This is a genomic window from Burkholderia sp. NFPP32 (genome assembly GCF_900119325.1).
Classification (GTDB): Bacteria; Pseudomonadota; Gammaproteobacteria; order Burkholderiales; family Burkholderiaceae; genus Burkholderia; species Burkholderia pyrrocinia_C.
This window is the reverse complement of the sequence record NZ_FPJP01000001.1, coordinates 261,843-276,952: the sequence shown is the minus strand read 5'-3', so window position 1 is coordinate 276,952 and position 15,110 is coordinate 261,843. Positions and strand designations below refer to the sequence as shown.

Here is a 15,110-nt window from a genome sequence, read left to right as displayed (position 1 = left end):
CGGCAGGGAAAGCAGGACGGCAGGGAAAGCAGGACGGCAGGGAAAGCAGGACGGCAGGAAAGCAGGAAAGCAGGAAAGCAGGAAAGCAGGAAAGCAGGAAAGCAGGAAAGCAGGAAAGCAGGAAAGCAGGAAAGCAGGAAAGCAGGAAAGCAGGGCGGCGCGCATGCGCGCCGGCGAAGCGGAGGTCGGTGCGGGCGCGTCAGGCGTCCGTCACCCACGCGCCGAACCATTCGCTCGGGCGTGCGATCTCGTCCTGCGCGGCGACGAGTTCGAGTTCGTAGCGGCGCGCATCGTAGGTGGCCTTCACGACCGCGTGCACGGCCGCGAGCGTATGCTCGAACGCGGCGCGCACGGAGTCGCCGCGCAGCCGGCGCGCGACGAACACCGCGCTGGTGAGGTCGCCGACGCCGACCGGATGGCGCGGAAATGCGTATAACGGACGCTGGCCGATCCACGCTTCGGTTTCAGTGACCGCAAGCATGTTGAAGCGGTCGGCCGGGCTGTTGCGGTCGTGCAGGTGCTTGACGAGGATGATCTGCGGGCCGCGGCGGATCAGCGCGCGGCACGCGTCGACGGCTTCGGCGACGGTCTCGATGCGCCGCCCGACGAGCTTTTGCAGTTCGGTGTGGTTCGGCGACATGCCGTCCGCGAGCGCGGGCACCTCCTGGACCATGAATTCCTCGACGCCGGGCTCGGGCCGGATGCCGCCCGTCTGGCCCATTGCCGGATCGCAGAAGTACCACGCGTCCGGATTCATCGCCTTCACCGTGCGGACGATCTCGACTGCCGCGCGCGCCTGCGGCGGCGAGCCGAGGAAGCCGGACAGCACGGCGTCGCAGCGCTTGAGCGCGCCGATCGCGGCGATCCCGTCGACGAGCTGCTCCATCTTCGCGGCATCGATCGCGCTGCCGGCCCAGTGGCCGTACTGCATGTGGTTCGACAACTGGACGGTATTGAGCGGCCAGACGTTGACGCCGAGGCGCTGCATCGGGAACACGGCCGCACTGTTGCCGGCATGGCCGTAGATGACGTGCGACTGAATGCTGAGGACGTTTTTCATGGGAATCCGCCTGCAGGCGTTTCAGGGTCACGTCACACGATACCCGAGTTCGTCGCGCACACGGAAGTCGCGCGGCCACCGAGTGTTGCGCGCCGTCGTCAGCCGACCGCGTAGAATCGCGGGGCGCGGCGCCGTCCGGCTGCCCGCGTGCGTTTCCAATCACCGTGACCGCCATGCCTTCGATTTGCAAGATGTTGTCCGTCGCGCGCGCCGCCCTGCTCGGCGCGGGCGTTGCCTTCGCATGCGCGAACGCCGCCGCCGAGGCCGCCCCGGTGCCCGCCGGCAACGACGGGCCGGCGTACGGCCCGCGCCTGGAAGGCTTCACCTACCCGGAACCCCTGCACCGCTACGCGTTCGTGTCGCAGCGTGAAACCCTCGAGATGATTTACATGGACGTGCAGCCGGCGCACCCGAACGGCCGCACCGTCGTGCTGCTGCACGGCAAGAACTTCTGCGCGGGGACCTGGGAAGACACGATCGGCGTGCTGAGCCGCGCCGGCTATCGCGTGATCGCGCCGGACCAGATCGGCTTCTGCAAGTCGTCGAAACCCGATCGCTACCAGTACAGCTTCCAGCAGCTCGCGCGCAACACGCACGCACTGCTGGAATCGATCGGCGTGAAGTCGGCGACGATCGTCGGCCACTCGACGGGCGGGATGCTCGCGATGCGCTACGCGCTGATGTACCCGAAGGCGACCGACCAGCTCGTGCTCGTGAATCCGATCGGCCTGGAGGACTGGAAGGCGCTCGGCGTGCCGCCGCTGTCGGTCGACTACTGGTATGCGCGCGAGCTGAAGACGACGGCCGACGGCATCCGCCGCTACGAGCAGAGCACGTACTACGCGGGCAAGTGGTCGCCGTCGTACGAGCGCTGGGTGCAGATGCTCGCCGGGATGTATCGCGGCGCCGGCCGCGACGCGGTCGCGTGGAACTCCGCGCTGATCTACGACATGATCCTCACGCAGCCGGTGGTCTACGAACTCGGTGCGATCCGCGTGCCGACGCTGCTCATGATCGGCGACAAGGACACGACCGCGATCGGCAAGGACGTCGCGCCGCCCGACGTGCATGCGAAGCTCGGCCGCTATCCGGAACTCGCGAAGCGCACGCAGGCGGCGATCCCCGGCGCGCAGCTAGTCGAATTCCCGGCGCTCGGTCACGCACCGCAGATCCAGGATCCGGATGCATTCCACAAGGCGCTGCTCGACGCTCTGGAGGCCGCGCACCCGCAGTGATGCGGGGCGCGCTCGCGCCGTCAGCGCGTTTCGTTCGCGAGTTCGTCGCGGATCTGCGCGGCCAGTTCGAACGAGCGCAGCCGCGCGGCGTGATCGTAGATCTGCGCGGTGACGATCAATTCGTCCGCCCCCGTCTGCGCGATGCGGTCGCGCAGCTTGTCGCGCACCGTGTCGCGCGAGCCGACCGCCGCGAACGACAGCGAATGCGCGACGTTCGCGAGTTCGAGCTCGTTCGCCTCGAGCACGTCGACGGGCGGCGGCAGCTTGCCCGGCGTGCCGCGCCGCAGATTGATGAACTGCTGCTGCAGCGACGTGAACAGGCGCCGCGCCTCGTCGTCGGTATCGGCCGCGAACACGTTGACGCCGACCATCGCGTGCGGCTTCGGCCATGCGGCCGACGGCCGGTACTGTGCGCGGTAGATCTCGAGCGCGCGCATCAGGTAGTCCGGCGCGAAGTGCGACGCGAACGCGAACGGCAGCCCGAGCATCGCGGCGAGCTGCGCGCTGAACAGGCTCGAACCGAGCAGCCACACGGGCACGTCGAGCCCCGCGCCGGGCACCGCGCGCACGCGCTGGCCGGGCACCGGCTCCGCGAAGTAGCGCAGCAGCTCGGCGACGTCGTCCGGAAACGAGTCGGCGCTGCCGATCAGGTCGCGGCGCAGCGCGCGCGACGTGGTCTGGTCGGTGCCGGGCGCGCGGCCGAGGCCGAGATCGATGCGCCCCGGATATAGCGACGCGAGCGTGCCGAACTGCTCGGCGATCACGAGCGGCGCGTGGTTCGGCAGCATGATGCCGCCGGACCCGACGCGGATCGTCTTCGTGGCGCCCGCGACATGGCCGATCACGACGGCGGTCGCCGCGCTCGCGATGCCGGGCATGTTGTGATGCTCGGCGAGCCAGTAGCGCTGGTAGCCCCAGCGTTCCGCGTGCTGCGCGAGATCGACGGTGTTGCGGAAAGCCTGCGAGGCGTCGGCGCCGGCCGGAATGGGGGCGAGATCGAGTACGGAAAACGGAGTCATCGGGTGGCCTTCGAAAGGGGCGCGCGGTGATGCGCTTACGCAACAAATGCCAAGGATTTTGCCAAAGGGTTCCGGAACGTGCTGGGCGCGCGCCGATACCCATGCGCGTCGCAGGGACGCAGGGGCGCATTCGATGATTGTTGCAAAAATCAATCCAATCGCTGGTTAATTACCAATCTTTACGGCAATTGGACGTGAATCCGCATCGACCAACAAATTTGCACGAAACGTTTGATTTTCAAGACTGCAATACGCCTGCAAAGTGCTTACGCTAACGTAAACGCGGTTGCGCCTGAATGGTTCGCCGGCCGGACAGCTTTGCTGAAATTGCACCAGTCCGTTTCTCGTAGTGCCGAGCGCGGGGTGCCGCAGGCTGATAAAATCCGGCGCCTGCCCATGTTGTGCCGATGGTAGCCATACGAGTCTTCCCGCATCCCCGTCCGGGCGTCGCGCGGAGATGCGCCATACGAAGCCGGGCATGGCAACACCCGAAAGCGGGTCGTGCCTCCCCCATATACAGACGCTGCTGGAACAAGGAGTCGGGTCGTGCCCGCGTTCGTCGCTGTCCGAATACCGCATCACGCTCAATCACGCTCAAGCGTTCGCCGTGGCGTTCAGGTCGCCGGGAGGCGTCGCGCATGACGCCGACCGCAACGCTGCTCGACTGGCTCCTGATCGCGTTCACGCTGGCCGCGGCCGGTTATGCGCTCGTCGCCGCGTTCGCGCCGCAGCCGCGCATGCCGCGCACGGCCGCGCGCGACGGCTACGAGCCGGTCAGCGTGCTCAAGCCGCTGTGCGGCGCGGAGCCGCACCTGTACGAAAACCTCGCGACCTTCTGCGAGCAGCGCCATCCGCGCCATGAAGTGCTGTTCGGCGTCGCGTCGGCGGCCGATCCGGCCATTGCCGTCGTCGAGCGGCTGCGTGCCGACTATCCCGAGTGCGACATCACGCTGGTGGTCGACTCGCGCGTGCACGGCAAGAACCTGAAGGTCAGCAACCTGATCAATCTCGCCGAGCGCGCGAAGTACGGCCGCATCGTGATCGCGGACAGCGACATCGCGGTGAAGCCCGATTATCTGGAGCGCGTGACGGCGCCGCTCGCCGACGTGTCGGTCGGCGTCGTCACGTGCTTGTATCATGCGCGCAGCGTCGGCGGGTTCTGGACGCGGATCGGCGCGCAGTTCGTCGACGCCTGGTTCGCGCCGTCGGTGCGAATCACGCACCTCGGCCGCTCGAGCCGCTTCGGCTTCGGCGCGACGCTCGCGCTGACGCGCGACACGCTCGACCGGATCGGCGGCTTTCTCGCGCTGAAGGACGAGCTGGCCGACGATTTCTGGCTCGCCGAACTGCCGCGCCGCCTCGGGCGGCGCACCGTGCTGTCGGAAGTCGACGTCGCGACCGACGTGATCGAGCCGTCGTTCGGGCCGCTGTGGCACCGCGAGACGCGCTGGCTGCGTACGATCCGGTCGCTGAACCCGGCGGGCTTCGCGTTTCTGTTCATCACATTTACCGCGCCGTGGCTCGCGATTGGCGCGGCGCTCGCGCTGCGTCTCGACGGAACCTTCGCCGGCACGCTGGCGGGCGGGGCGGCCGCCGTCGGCGCATTCGGGCGGCTCGTGCTGCACGCGCGCGGCGAGGACGGCTGGCGCGCGTTCTGGCGCGACCTGCCGCTCGTCGCGGTGCGCGACACGCTGCTCGCGCTCGAGTGGCTCGCGGCGGTGTTCGGCACGCACGTCGTGTGGCGCGGCGCAAGGATGACGGTCGTCGGCGGCGAACGCGCGACGGCGGCCGTGGAAGGGGGGGACGGCCGCTAGGGCCGCTCCCGGACGAACCCGGCCCGAGGGCCGAGACGCGCTGTGCGGCGATGCCGCGCGGCGCGACATGACAGAGAGGCGGGCGCCGGCAGGGCGGCCCGCGGTTTTTTGACTGAATCGTTGTATCGAAACGAACTATGCAGGCTACCGGAGCATTCATGAAAACGCTGTTCTTGCAGGCCCCTTCGTATGACGGCTTCGACGGCGGAGCCGGCTCGCGCTATCAGGCGAAGCGCGAAATCCGTTCCTTCTGGTATCCGACGTGGCTCGCGCAGCCGGCCGCGCTCGTGCCGGGCAGCCGCGTCGTCGACGCACCGGCCGACGGCCTGTCGGTCGAGGAGACGCTGAAGATCGCGAACGACTACGATCTCGTGATCATCCACACGAGCACGCCGTCGTTCCCGACCGATGCGATGTTCGCGCAGGATCTCAAGAAGATGAAGCCGTCGATGCTGGTCGGCATGGTGGGCGCGAAGGTGATGGTCGATCCGCACAACTCGCTCACGGCGAGCGAGGCAATCGACTTCGTGTGCCGCGAGGAATTCGACTACACCTGCAAGGAAATCGCCGAAGGCAAGCCATTCCCCGAGATCAAGGGCTTGAGCTGGCGCGCGAAGGACGGCTCGATCGAGCACAACGAAGCGCGTCCGATCCTCGAGAACATGGACGAACTGCCGTTCGTCGCGCCCGTCTACAAGCGCGACCTGAAGATCGACAACTACTTCATCGGCTACCTGAACTACCCGTACGTGTCGATCTACACGGGCCGCGGCTGCAAGTCGCGCTGCACGTTCTGCCTGTGGCCGCAGACGGTCAGCGGCCATCGCTACCGCACGCGCTCGGTCGAGAACGTGCTCGCGGAAGCGAAGTGGATCCGCGACAACATGCCGGAAGTGAAGGAACTGATGTTCGACGACGACACCTTCACCGACGACCTGCCGCGCGCCGAAGCCATCGCCATCGGTCTGGGCAAGCTCGGCATGACGTGGTCGTGCAACGCGAAGGCGAACGTGCCGTACAAGACGCTGAAGGTCATGAAGGAAAACGGCCTGCGCCTGCTGCTGGTCGGCTTCGAATCCGGCGACGACCAGATTCTCGTGAACATCAAGAAGGGCGTGCGCACGGATTTCGCGCGCCGCTTCAGCGCGGACTGCAAGAAGCTCGGCATCAAGATCCACGGCACCTTCATTCTCGGCCTGCCGGGCGAGACGCAGGAGACCATCAAGAAGACGATCGAGTACGCGAAGGAAATCAATCCGCACACGATCCAGGTCTCGCTCGCCGCGCCATACCCGGGCACGACGCTCTACAAGCAGGCCGTGGAAAACGGCTGGATGGAAGAGAACAAGACCATCAACCTGGTGAGCAAGGAAGGCGTGCAGCTCGCGGCGATCGGCTATGCGCACCTGTCGCGCGACGAGATCTATCACCACCTCGAGCAGTTCTATCGCGAGTTCTACTTCCGTCCGTCGAAGATCTGGGAGATCGTCCGCGAGATGCTGACGAGCTGGGACATGATGAAGCGCCGCCTGCGCGAGGGCGTCGAGTTCTTCCGCTTCCTGCGCGCGCACGAGGCCTGATTCGTGGCGACGCAGCGGGCGGCGCGGGCGCTGATCTTCACCGCGGACGACTTCGGGCTGCACCCGCGCGTCAATGCGGCGGTCGAGCGTGCGCATCGCGACGGCGTGCTGAACGCCGCGAGCCTGATGGTCGGTGCGCCCGCCGTGCAGGATGCGATCGAACGCGCGCGGCGGCTGCCGTCGCTCGCGGTCGGCCTGCACCTCGTCCTCGCGGACGGGCCGGCCACGCTGCCCGCGCATGACATTCCCGCGCTCGTCGGCTCCGACGGGCGGTTCGGCGACGCGATGGCGAAGGACGGCTGCCGCTTCTTCTTCCTGCCGCACGTGCGTGCGCAACTGCGCCGCGAGATCCGCGCGCAGTTCGACGCGTTCGCGGCGAGCGGCCTGCCGCTCGACCACGTGAACGCGCACAAGCATTTCCATCTGCATCCGACCGTGCTGTCGATGATCATCGAGATCGGCCGCGACTACGGGTTGCGTGCGGTGCGGCTGCCGTACGAGACGAGCGCGCCCGCGCTGCTCAAGCCGTGGATCGCGCTCGTGCGCGCACGGCTCGACCGCGCCGGGCTCGCGCACAACGACTACGTGGTCGGGATCGAACACACGGGCGCGATGGACGAGGCCGTGCTGCTCGACGCGCTCGCGACGCTGCCGCCGGGCGTCGGCGAGATCTACTGCCATCCGGCCGAGGCCGGCGACGGCCCGATCACGCCGACGATGGCCGGCTACCGTCCGGTGGACGAACTCGATGCGCTGCTGTCGCCGCGCGTCGCCGCCGCGCTGAAGGCGGCGGGCGTCGCGACCGGCGGCTTTGCCGACGTGTTCGGTCAGCGTGCGGCCAGGCGCGGCACGCACACGCCGCGCGCACCGGGAGCGCAGCCGTCATGACCAGGTGGATCAAGTGGCTCGGCTGGCCGATCGGCATCGGCATCCTGCTCGCGCTGGGGCTGCACGAAGGCATCGGCGACGTGTCGCAGATGCTCGCGCGCGCCGGTTACGCGCTGCTGTGGCTCGTGCCGTTCCATGCGCTGCCGCTGCTGCTCGATGCGTATGCATGGCACCTGCTGCTCGACCGGCGCAGCTCGCTGCCGTTCCTGTGGTGGATCGCGACCGTGCGCGAGGCCGTGAACCGGCTGCTGCCGGTGGTCGGGATCGGCGGCGAACTCGTCGGCATCCGGCTCGCGCGCTGGCAGGTGCCCGACGCGAGCCGCGTGACGGCGTCGGTGATCGTCGAGGTGCTCGTGACGATCGTCGTCCAGTATGCATTCGCGGCGCTCGGCCTCGTGCTGCTGCTTTCGACGACGCACGACATGGGCGGCGGCACGATCGGCCTCGCGCTGCTGCTGACGCTGCCGTTGCCCGTGCTCGGCGTCGTGCTGATGCGGCGCGGCGGCATCTTCCACGCGATCGAGCGTTTCGCGGGCCGCCTGCTCGGCGATTCGCACCGGCTGCTGCAGGGCGTCGACGGCCGCCGGCTCGACGCCGACATCGACGGGCTGATGTCGCGCACGGGCCTGCTGTTCAGCGCGTTCTTCTGGCAACTGGCCGGCTACGTGCTCGGCGCGCTCGAGATCTACTGGGCGCTCGCGCTGCTCGGCCATCCGGTGTCGATCGGCGGTGCGATCGCGATCGAGGCGATGACGCAGGCCGTGCGGCATGCGGCGTTCATGGTGCCGGGCGGCCTCGGCGTGCAGGAGGCGACCGTCGTGCTGCTCGCGCAGATGTTCGGCGTCGATCGCGAGACGGCACTGTCGCTCGCGCTGGTCAAGCGCGGCCGCGAGGTGCTGTTCGGCTGCGTGGCGCTCGGTTCGTGGCAGCTCGCCGAACTCGTGCGCACGCGCCGCCGCATCAACGACGCGCCGCCGGCCGGGCCGCGCGGGCCGCATCCGGCGAGCCGCACGCCCGAAACCGAAGCTGAAACCGAAACGACGCATTGAACACGAGACGGGCCGCGCGCCCGTCTCGCGCTTTTGGCGTCGTGCGGGTATGCTTGCCGCGTGTTTTCTCGACGCGCATTTCTTCCGATGATTTTCCGTTTCCGGCTGCTTCCCGTGACGATGCTGGCCGCCGCGCTGGCGCTGACCGGCTGCGACGACAAGCAAGGTAACCTCGACGTGCAACGCATCCGGGACTTCTTCAACGCGATCAAGCCCGCGCCGCTGCTGCTGAAGGGGCTGAAGATCGGCGAATCGACCGAGGCCGACGTGCGCGGCACGATGGGCAAGCCCGAGACCGAGCGCGTGTTCACCGACGGCTCGAAGCGTCTCGAATATCCGCGCGGCCCGATGGGCAACCAGACGTGGTTCGTCGATCTCGATGCGAGCGGCCGTTACACGGGCGCGACGCAGGTGCTGACCGCAGAGAATTTCGCGAAGGTGCGCCCCGGGATGAACGAGGACGAGGTGCGGCGCCTGCTCGGCAAGCCCGGCGACATCGCGCAGTATCCGCTGAAGCCCGAGACGGTCTGGAGCTGGCGCTGGCTCGAGGACGGCGTCAACACCGACGCATTCTTCAACGTCCATTTCGGCCCGGACGGGCTTGTCTATACGACTTCGCGCTCCGACATCCTGAAGGGGCGGTGAGCCGGCCCGCGTTCGGCGCTATATCGAAAAAGCGACCGGAAAATTGCAAAAAGTCCGCTTCCCTGCGTGTCATCCGACTGTCAGGAAGCGGCTTTTTTCCTTTTGAAACAGCGGCGTAGGCCGGGGTTGCAAATGGCGGGACGGGTTGCTGCAATGCAGCAATCGCGCGCAAGGTGATTTGAGACAAACAATTTCGCTTGCGACTATCCGCGTCAGCCCGGCGCGGGACAGGCATTCGCGTCGACATCCATTCCAACTCTGGAGACGCGCGTGTTCCTTTACGGCTTTGGTCCTGTCCTCTGGGCCGGCACCGTGCAGACCATCGAACTGTCGGTGCTGTCGCTCGCCACTGCGGTGGCGCTGGGGCTGATCGGCGCGGTGGCGAAGCTGTCGCACAACCGGGTGCTGCGAGCGATCGCGACCGGTTATACGACGCTGATCCGCTCGGTGCCTGATCTTGTGCTGATGCTGCTGCTGTTCTACAGCATCCAGATCTGGCTGAACCAGTTCACCGACCTCGTCGGCTGGAACCAGATCGACATCGATCCGTTCGTGGCCGGCGTGCTAACGCTAGGCTTCATCTACGGCGCGTACTTCACCGAGACGTTTCGCGGTGCGTTCCTGTCGGTGCCGCGCGGCCAGCTCGAAGCCGGTGCCGCATACGGGATGAGCGGCGCGCGCGTGTTCGCTCGGATCATGTTTCCTCAGATGATGCGCTTTGCGCTGCCCGGGATCGGGAACAACTGGCAGGTGCTCGTGAAGGCGACCGCGCTGGTGTCGATCATCGGTCTCGCGGACGTCGTGAAGGCCGCGCAGGACGCCGGCAAGAGCACGTTCAACATGTTCTTCTTCATCCTCGTCGCGGCGCTGATCTACCTCGCGATCACGACCGTTTCCAACCTCGTGCTGATCCAGCTCGAGAAGCGTTATTCCATGGGCGTGCGGCACGCAGAACTATGATCGAGATCCTCCAGGAATTCGGCAAGGCGTTCCTTTTCTGGGACGGCCAGCGCCTCTCCGGCCTTGCGGTGACGCTGTGGCTGCTCGTCGCGTCGATTTCGCTCGGCTTCGTGTGCGCGGTGCCGCTCGCGGTCGCGCGCGTGTCGAGGAAGAAGTGGGTGTCGATGCCCGTGCGGTTCTATACGTATGTGTTCCGCGGCACGCCGCTCTACGTGCAGTTGCTGCTGATGTACACGGGCATGTACAGCCTCGAGTTCGTGCGTTCGCATTCGCTGCTCGACGCGTTTTTCCGCAGCGGCTTCAACTGCGCGATTCTCGCGTTCGCGCTGAATACCTGCGCGTACACGACCGAGATCTTCGCGGGGGCGATCCGCGCGATTCCGCACGGCGAGGTCGAGGCTGCGCGGGCGTACGGGATGACGCCGTTCACGATGTACCGCCGCGTGATCCTGCCGTCGGCGCTGCGTCGCGCGCTGCCGCTGTACAGCAACGAGGTGATCCTGATGCTGCACGCGACGACCGTCGCGTTCACGGCGACCGTACCCGACATCCTGAAGGTCGCGCGCGACGCGAATTCCGCGACCTACATGGCGTTCCAGTCGTTCGGAATCGCCGCGCTGATCTATCTTGCGGTATCTTTCGCACTCGTCGCGGCGTTTCGCCGTGCGGAGCGCCACTGGCTCGCGTATCTCGCGGCCGGCCGTCATTGATTTCACTTCGAGGAGAGCCAGATGGCCGAGATCACTCAAACGAGCGCTACCGCTTCCACCAAGCTTGCGGCGGTCGACATCCACAAGCGCTATGGCGACAACGAGGTGCTCAAGGGCGTGTCGCTGAACGCGAAGGCCGGTGACGTCATCAGCATCATCGGCGCGAGCGGTTCGGGCAAGAGCACGTTCCTGCGCTGCATCAATTTCCTCGAGCGGCCGAATGCGGGGCAGATCGTCGTCGACGGCGAGACCGTCCGCACGAAGACCGACCGCACCGGTGCGCTCGAAGTCGCCGATCACAAGCAGCTTCAGCGTATCCGCACGAAGCTCGCGATGGTGTTCCAGCACTTCAATCTGTGGGCGCACATGAACGTGCTCGAGAACGTGATGGAAGCGCCCGTACACGTGCTCGGCATCCCGAAGAAGGAAGCCGAGGATCGCGCGCGCGCGTATCTCGAGAAGGTCGGCCTCGCGCCGCGCGTCGAGAAGCAGTATCCGTCGCACCTGTCGGGCGGCCAGCAGCAGCGCGTCGCGATCGCGCGTGCGCTCGCGATGCATCCGGACGTGATGCTGTTCGACGAGCCGACGTCTGCGCTCGACCCGGAGCTGGTGGGCGAAGTGCTGAAGGTGATGCAGAAGCTCGCCGAGGAAGGCCGCACGATGATCGTCGTCACGCACGAGATGGGCTTTGCGCGCAACGTGTCGAATCATGTGATGTTCCTGCATCAGGGGCGGACCGAGGAAGAGGGCGATCCGAAGGAGGTGCTGGTGCGCCCGCAGAGCGAGCGTCTCAAGCAGTTCCTGTCGGGCAGCCTCAAGTAACGCGACAGGGCAGGTTTCATACGTGGTACCGGTGTCCCGTCCCGCAGGCGCCACCCGCACGACGCAGGTGGTGATCGTTGCATTGCCGCCCGTGTCGATGTCGGGCGTGGGCCCGATCGTCGATGCGCTGAATCTTGCGAACGAGATCGACGGGCGGCTGCTGTATCGCTGGCAGGTATGTTCGTGGGACGGGCGGCCCGTGCCGCTCGCGGGCGGCGCGCAATGGCATGCCGATGCGGCGTTCAACGATGCGATCGCGTGCGACTGGCTGATCGTCGTGACCGAGCGGTTTCAGCAGTTTGCCGATTACCGGCTGTTTCTCGCGAGTCTCGCGCGCGTCGGGCAGCGTACGCCGCTCGTGACCGGCATTCATCACGGCGTGTGGTGGCTTGCGATGGCCGGGCAGCTTTCCGGTTATCGCGTGAGCGTGAACTGGGAGACGTATCAACAGTTTGCCGAGCAGTTCGAGCGGTCGATCGTCACGCAGCAGATCTTCGAGATCGATCGGGACCGCGCGACGTGCGCGGGCGGGCAGGCTACCGTGGATTTCATGCTGGCCATGATCGGCCGGGAACATGGGCCCGATCTCGGCGAGCGGATTGCCGATGCGCTTGGTGCGGGGACGTTGAGGAGTGGCGAGGAACGTCAGCGGATTCCTTTCGTGACTGCGCCCGGCGAGCGGCATCCGCGGTTGAACGATGCGTTGCTGTTGATGGAAGCCAATGTCGAGGATCCTTTGACGACCGATGAGATCGCCGAATTGGTCGGCGTTTCGCGCCGACAGTTAGAGCGGTTGTTTCGGCAGTATCTTGGGGCGATGCCCTCGAAGTATTACCTCAATCTCCGGTTGCTCAAGGCAAGGACGCAGTTGCAGCGCACGAGCAAGTCGGTCGTGCAGGTTAGTCTTGCCTGTGGGTTTTCTTCCGCTGCGCATTTTTCCAATGCCTATCGCGAAAGGTTCGGGGTGACGCCTCGGGAAGATCGGCGAGCGTGGCTCGAGAAGCAGACCGGGAGTGAGCCTCGCGGGGGCGCGTTGGTCGAGCGCGGTGGGAAGGATTGATTCGTGGTTTCGTGGGTTGCTTGCGGTTTTCGTGAAGCACCTGTGATCGTGTCGGTCTATTAGTGTCGCCCCTGCGCGGGGCGGCGGTTACTTTTCTTTGTCTTGCCAAAGAAAAGTAACCAAAAGAAAGGCGCTGTGAAAACGCAAGACCTCCCGGTGCCGTGGTCATCAGAGTGGCCGCCGCCTAAGTGTCCGCGCCAGTCAGGAAACCGGAGTGGTTCGAGCAATGGTTCTGACACCACTCACCACCCAACAGAGCGGTATACCGCCCGCAAGCTCCGCCCTCGCTTCGCTCGGCCAACAGGTACATATCCCTCAAGCAGCACAATCGGAATACCACCCCAAACTCGATATGCACGCGGTCCGCACCTCTCGTTGCAGAAAAAGAGGGACGCACTCAACGAACACCGAAACTCGCGCCCGCCCAGGGCAGTGGAGCCAGCGCTGGTAGCTGGCAACCGGCCTGGTCGCACGAAGATGTGAATAGTGAGAATGCTCGACCCGGCGATGTGTTGCGGTTGGAAGCACACGAGCGCAAGCCGCACGACCTGAAGTACCTTGCAGCCGAGCGAAGCGAGGATGGAGCTAGCGGGCGGTATACCGCTTCGTTGGGTGGTGCGGCGCGTCAGAACCATTGCTCGAACCACTCCGGTTTCCTGACTGGCGCGGACACTTAGGCGGCGGCCACTCTGATGACCACGGCACCGGGAGGTCTTGCGTTTTCACAGCGCCTTTCTTTTGGTTACTTTTCTTTGGCAAGACAAAGAAAAGTAACCGCCGCCCCGCGCAGGGGCGACACTAATAGACCGACACGATCACAGGTGCTTCACGAAAACCCGGCCCAACCACCCGAGAGAGAGCCCTAAAAACCGCCCACACCCGCCGGGCAGGCAAAATAGCGTGAAGAAAGGGCTTCCGATAGAACCCGTCGCAATTCCGCAAGACGCTTGCGTCACCCTTACCTAAACTTGATCCTGTTGAACCCTCTTACGAAACCGAAAGGAACGACCATGACGACCTCGACCGTGACCCGCCAGACATTCGACGAAGTGATGGTGCCGGTATTTTCCCCCGCCCCGTTCGTGCCGGATCGCGCAGAGGGCTCCCGCGTGTGGGACACGGCCGGCCGCGAGTACGTGGATTTCGCATGCGGCATCGCGGTGACGTCGCTCGGCCACGGCCACCCGGAACTGCTGAAGGTCCTGGACGAACAAGGCCGCAAGCTCTGGCACATCGGCAACGGCTACACGAACGAACCGGTGCTGCGCCTCGCGAAACGCCTCGAATCGCTGACCTTCGCCGATCGCGCATTCTTCGCGAACTCGGGCGCGGAAGCGAACGAAGCCGCACTGAAGCTCGCACGCCGCGTCGCGTTCGATCGCCACGGCGCCGACAAATTCGAAATCATCTCGTTCGTTCAGTCGTTCCACGGCCGCACGTTCTTCACGGTCAGCGTCGGCGGCCAGCCGAAGTACTCGGAAGGCTTCGGCCCCGTGCCGGCCGGCATCAAGCACCTGCCGTACAACGACATCGAAGCCGCGAAGGCGGCGATCGGCCCGCAAACCTGCGCGGTGATCGTCGAGCCCGTGCAGGGCGAAGGCGGCGTGATCCCGGCCGATCCGGCCTTCCTGAAGGCGCTGCGCGAAGCGTGCGACGCCAACAACGCACTGCTGATCTTCGACGAAGTGCAAACGGGCGTCGGCCGCACGGGCCAGTTCTACGCATACATGGACACGGGCGTCACGCCGGATATCCTGACGACCGCCAAGGCGCTCGGCAACGGCTTCCCGATCGGCGCGATGCTGACGACGAACGAACTGGCCGCGCACTTCAAGGTCGGCGTGCACGGCACGACGTACGGCGGCAACCCGCTCGCATCGGCGATCGCCGACAAGGTCGTCGAACTGATCGGCGACCCGGCACTGCTCGAAGGCGTGCGCGAACGCAGCGTGCGCCTGAAGGGCGCGCTCGAACGCATCAACGCACGCTTCGGCATCTTCAAGGACATCCGCGGCAAGGGCCTGCTCGTCGGCGCGGAGCTCACCGCCGCGTTCGACGGCCGCGCAAAGGACTTCGTCAACGCCGCAGCGGAGAACGGCCTGATCATGCTGATCGCCGGCCCGAACGTGCTGCGCTTCGTCCCGTCGCTGGTGATCCCGTTCGATCTGCTCGACGAAGGCGTCAAGCGCTTCGAGAAGGCGGTCGAACAAGTGCTCGCCGCGCAGGAAGCCACCGCGCGCTGATCGGCGCACCCATCGCAGACAGGAA

Annotated in this window: 13 protein-coding genes; 11 read left to right on the top strand and 2 right to left on the bottom strand. The window is 66.0% G+C overall.

What is annotated here, in order from left to right:
• Positions 1–199: 199 nt before the first annotated feature.
• Positions 200–1,060 carry a pyridoxal kinase PdxY gene (gene pdxY, locus BT264_RS01170; protein ID WP_034183134.1) on the bottom strand — a complete coding sequence of 287 codons (861 nt, stop codon included), beginning with the start codon at positions 1,058–1,060 and terminating at the stop codon, positions 200–202.
• Positions 1,061–1,233: 173 nt separating this feature from the next.
• Here pdxY and BT264_RS01165 point away from each other — a divergent pair, with 173 nt between their 5' ends.
• Positions 1,234–2,295, top strand: a complete 1,062-nt coding sequence (locus tag BT264_RS01165; protein ID WP_072435965.1) for an alpha/beta fold hydrolase — start codon at positions 1,234–1,236, stop codon at positions 2,293–2,295.
• Positions 2,296–2,315: 20 nt separating this feature from the next.
• Here BT264_RS01165 and BT264_RS01160 read toward each other — a convergent pair whose 3' ends face one another.
• Complete coding sequence (locus BT264_RS01160; RefSeq protein WP_072435964.1) at positions 2,316–3,314, bottom strand: LLM class flavin-dependent oxidoreductase; 999 nt, start codon at positions 3,312–3,314, stop codon at positions 2,316–2,318.
• A gap of 638 nt (positions 3,315–3,952) precedes the next feature.
• On the opposite strand from BT264_RS01160, the gene hpnI reads away from it, so the two are divergent.
• The 10 genes from hpnI (at position 3,953) to BT264_RS01110 (ending at position 15,085) form a co-directional block, all read left to right on the top strand.
• Positions 3,953–5,128: a bacteriohopanetetrol glucosamine biosynthesis glycosyltransferase HpnI gene (hpnI, locus tag BT264_RS01155; protein ID WP_072435963.1), complete on the top strand. Its 1,176-nt coding sequence runs from the start codon at positions 3,953–3,955 to the stop codon at positions 5,126–5,128.
• Between the two features lie 158 nt (positions 5,129–5,286).
• Positions 5,287–6,708 carry a hopanoid biosynthesis associated radical SAM protein HpnJ gene (gene hpnJ, locus BT264_RS01150; RefSeq protein WP_059774191.1) on the top strand — a complete coding sequence of 474 codons (1,422 nt, stop codon included), beginning with the start codon at positions 5,287–5,289 and terminating at the stop codon, positions 6,706–6,708.
• A 3-nt stretch (positions 6,709–6,711) separates the two neighbouring features.
• Complete coding sequence (gene hpnK, locus BT264_RS01145; RefSeq protein WP_072435962.1) at positions 6,712–7,596, top strand: hopanoid biosynthesis-associated protein HpnK; 885 nt, start codon at positions 6,712–6,714, stop codon at positions 7,594–7,596.
• Positions 7,593–8,645, top strand: a complete 1,053-nt coding sequence (locus BT264_RS01140) for an HpnL family protein (protein WP_072435961.1) — start codon at positions 7,593–7,595, stop codon at positions 8,643–8,645. The genes hpnK and BT264_RS01140 overlap by 4 nt, the downstream gene beginning before the upstream one ends.
• Before the next feature lie 87 nt (positions 8,646–8,732).
• The gene (locus tag BT264_RS01135; RefSeq protein ID WP_072435960.1) at positions 8,733–9,290 is read left to right on the top strand and encodes a hypothetical protein; all 558 of its coding nucleotides are present in this window, start codon (positions 8,733–8,735) and stop codon (positions 9,288–9,290) included.
• 270 nt (positions 9,291–9,560) lie between these two features.
• Positions 9,561–10,250 (top strand): ABC transporter permease, encoded by a 690-nt coding sequence (locus BT264_RS01130; RefSeq protein WP_006488734.1) that lies wholly within the window; start codon positions 9,561–9,563, stop codon positions 10,248–10,250.
• The gene (locus BT264_RS01125; RefSeq protein ID WP_072435959.1) at positions 10,247–10,960 is read left to right on the top strand and encodes an ABC transporter permease; all 714 of its coding nucleotides are present in this window, start codon (positions 10,247–10,249) and stop codon (positions 10,958–10,960) included. The genes BT264_RS01130 and BT264_RS01125 overlap by 4 nt, the downstream gene beginning before the upstream one ends.
• 21 nt (positions 10,961–10,981) lie before the next feature.
• Positions 10,982–11,782 (top strand): ABC transporter ATP-binding protein, encoded by an 801-nt coding sequence (locus BT264_RS01120; RefSeq protein WP_072435958.1) that lies wholly within the window; start codon positions 10,982–10,984, stop codon positions 11,780–11,782.
• A 22-nt stretch (positions 11,783–11,804) separates the two neighbouring features.
• On the top strand, positions 11,805–12,842 hold the full coding sequence (locus BT264_RS01115) for a GlxA family transcriptional regulator (RefSeq protein ID WP_072435957.1): 1,038 nt from the start codon (positions 11,805–11,807) through the stop codon (positions 12,840–12,842).
• Between the two features lie 1,010 nt (positions 12,843–13,852).
• Positions 13,853–15,085, top strand: a complete 1,233-nt coding sequence (locus tag BT264_RS01110) for an aspartate aminotransferase family protein (protein WP_034183144.1) — start codon at positions 13,853–13,855, stop codon at positions 15,083–15,085.
• Positions 15,086–15,110: the final 25 nt, after the last annotated feature.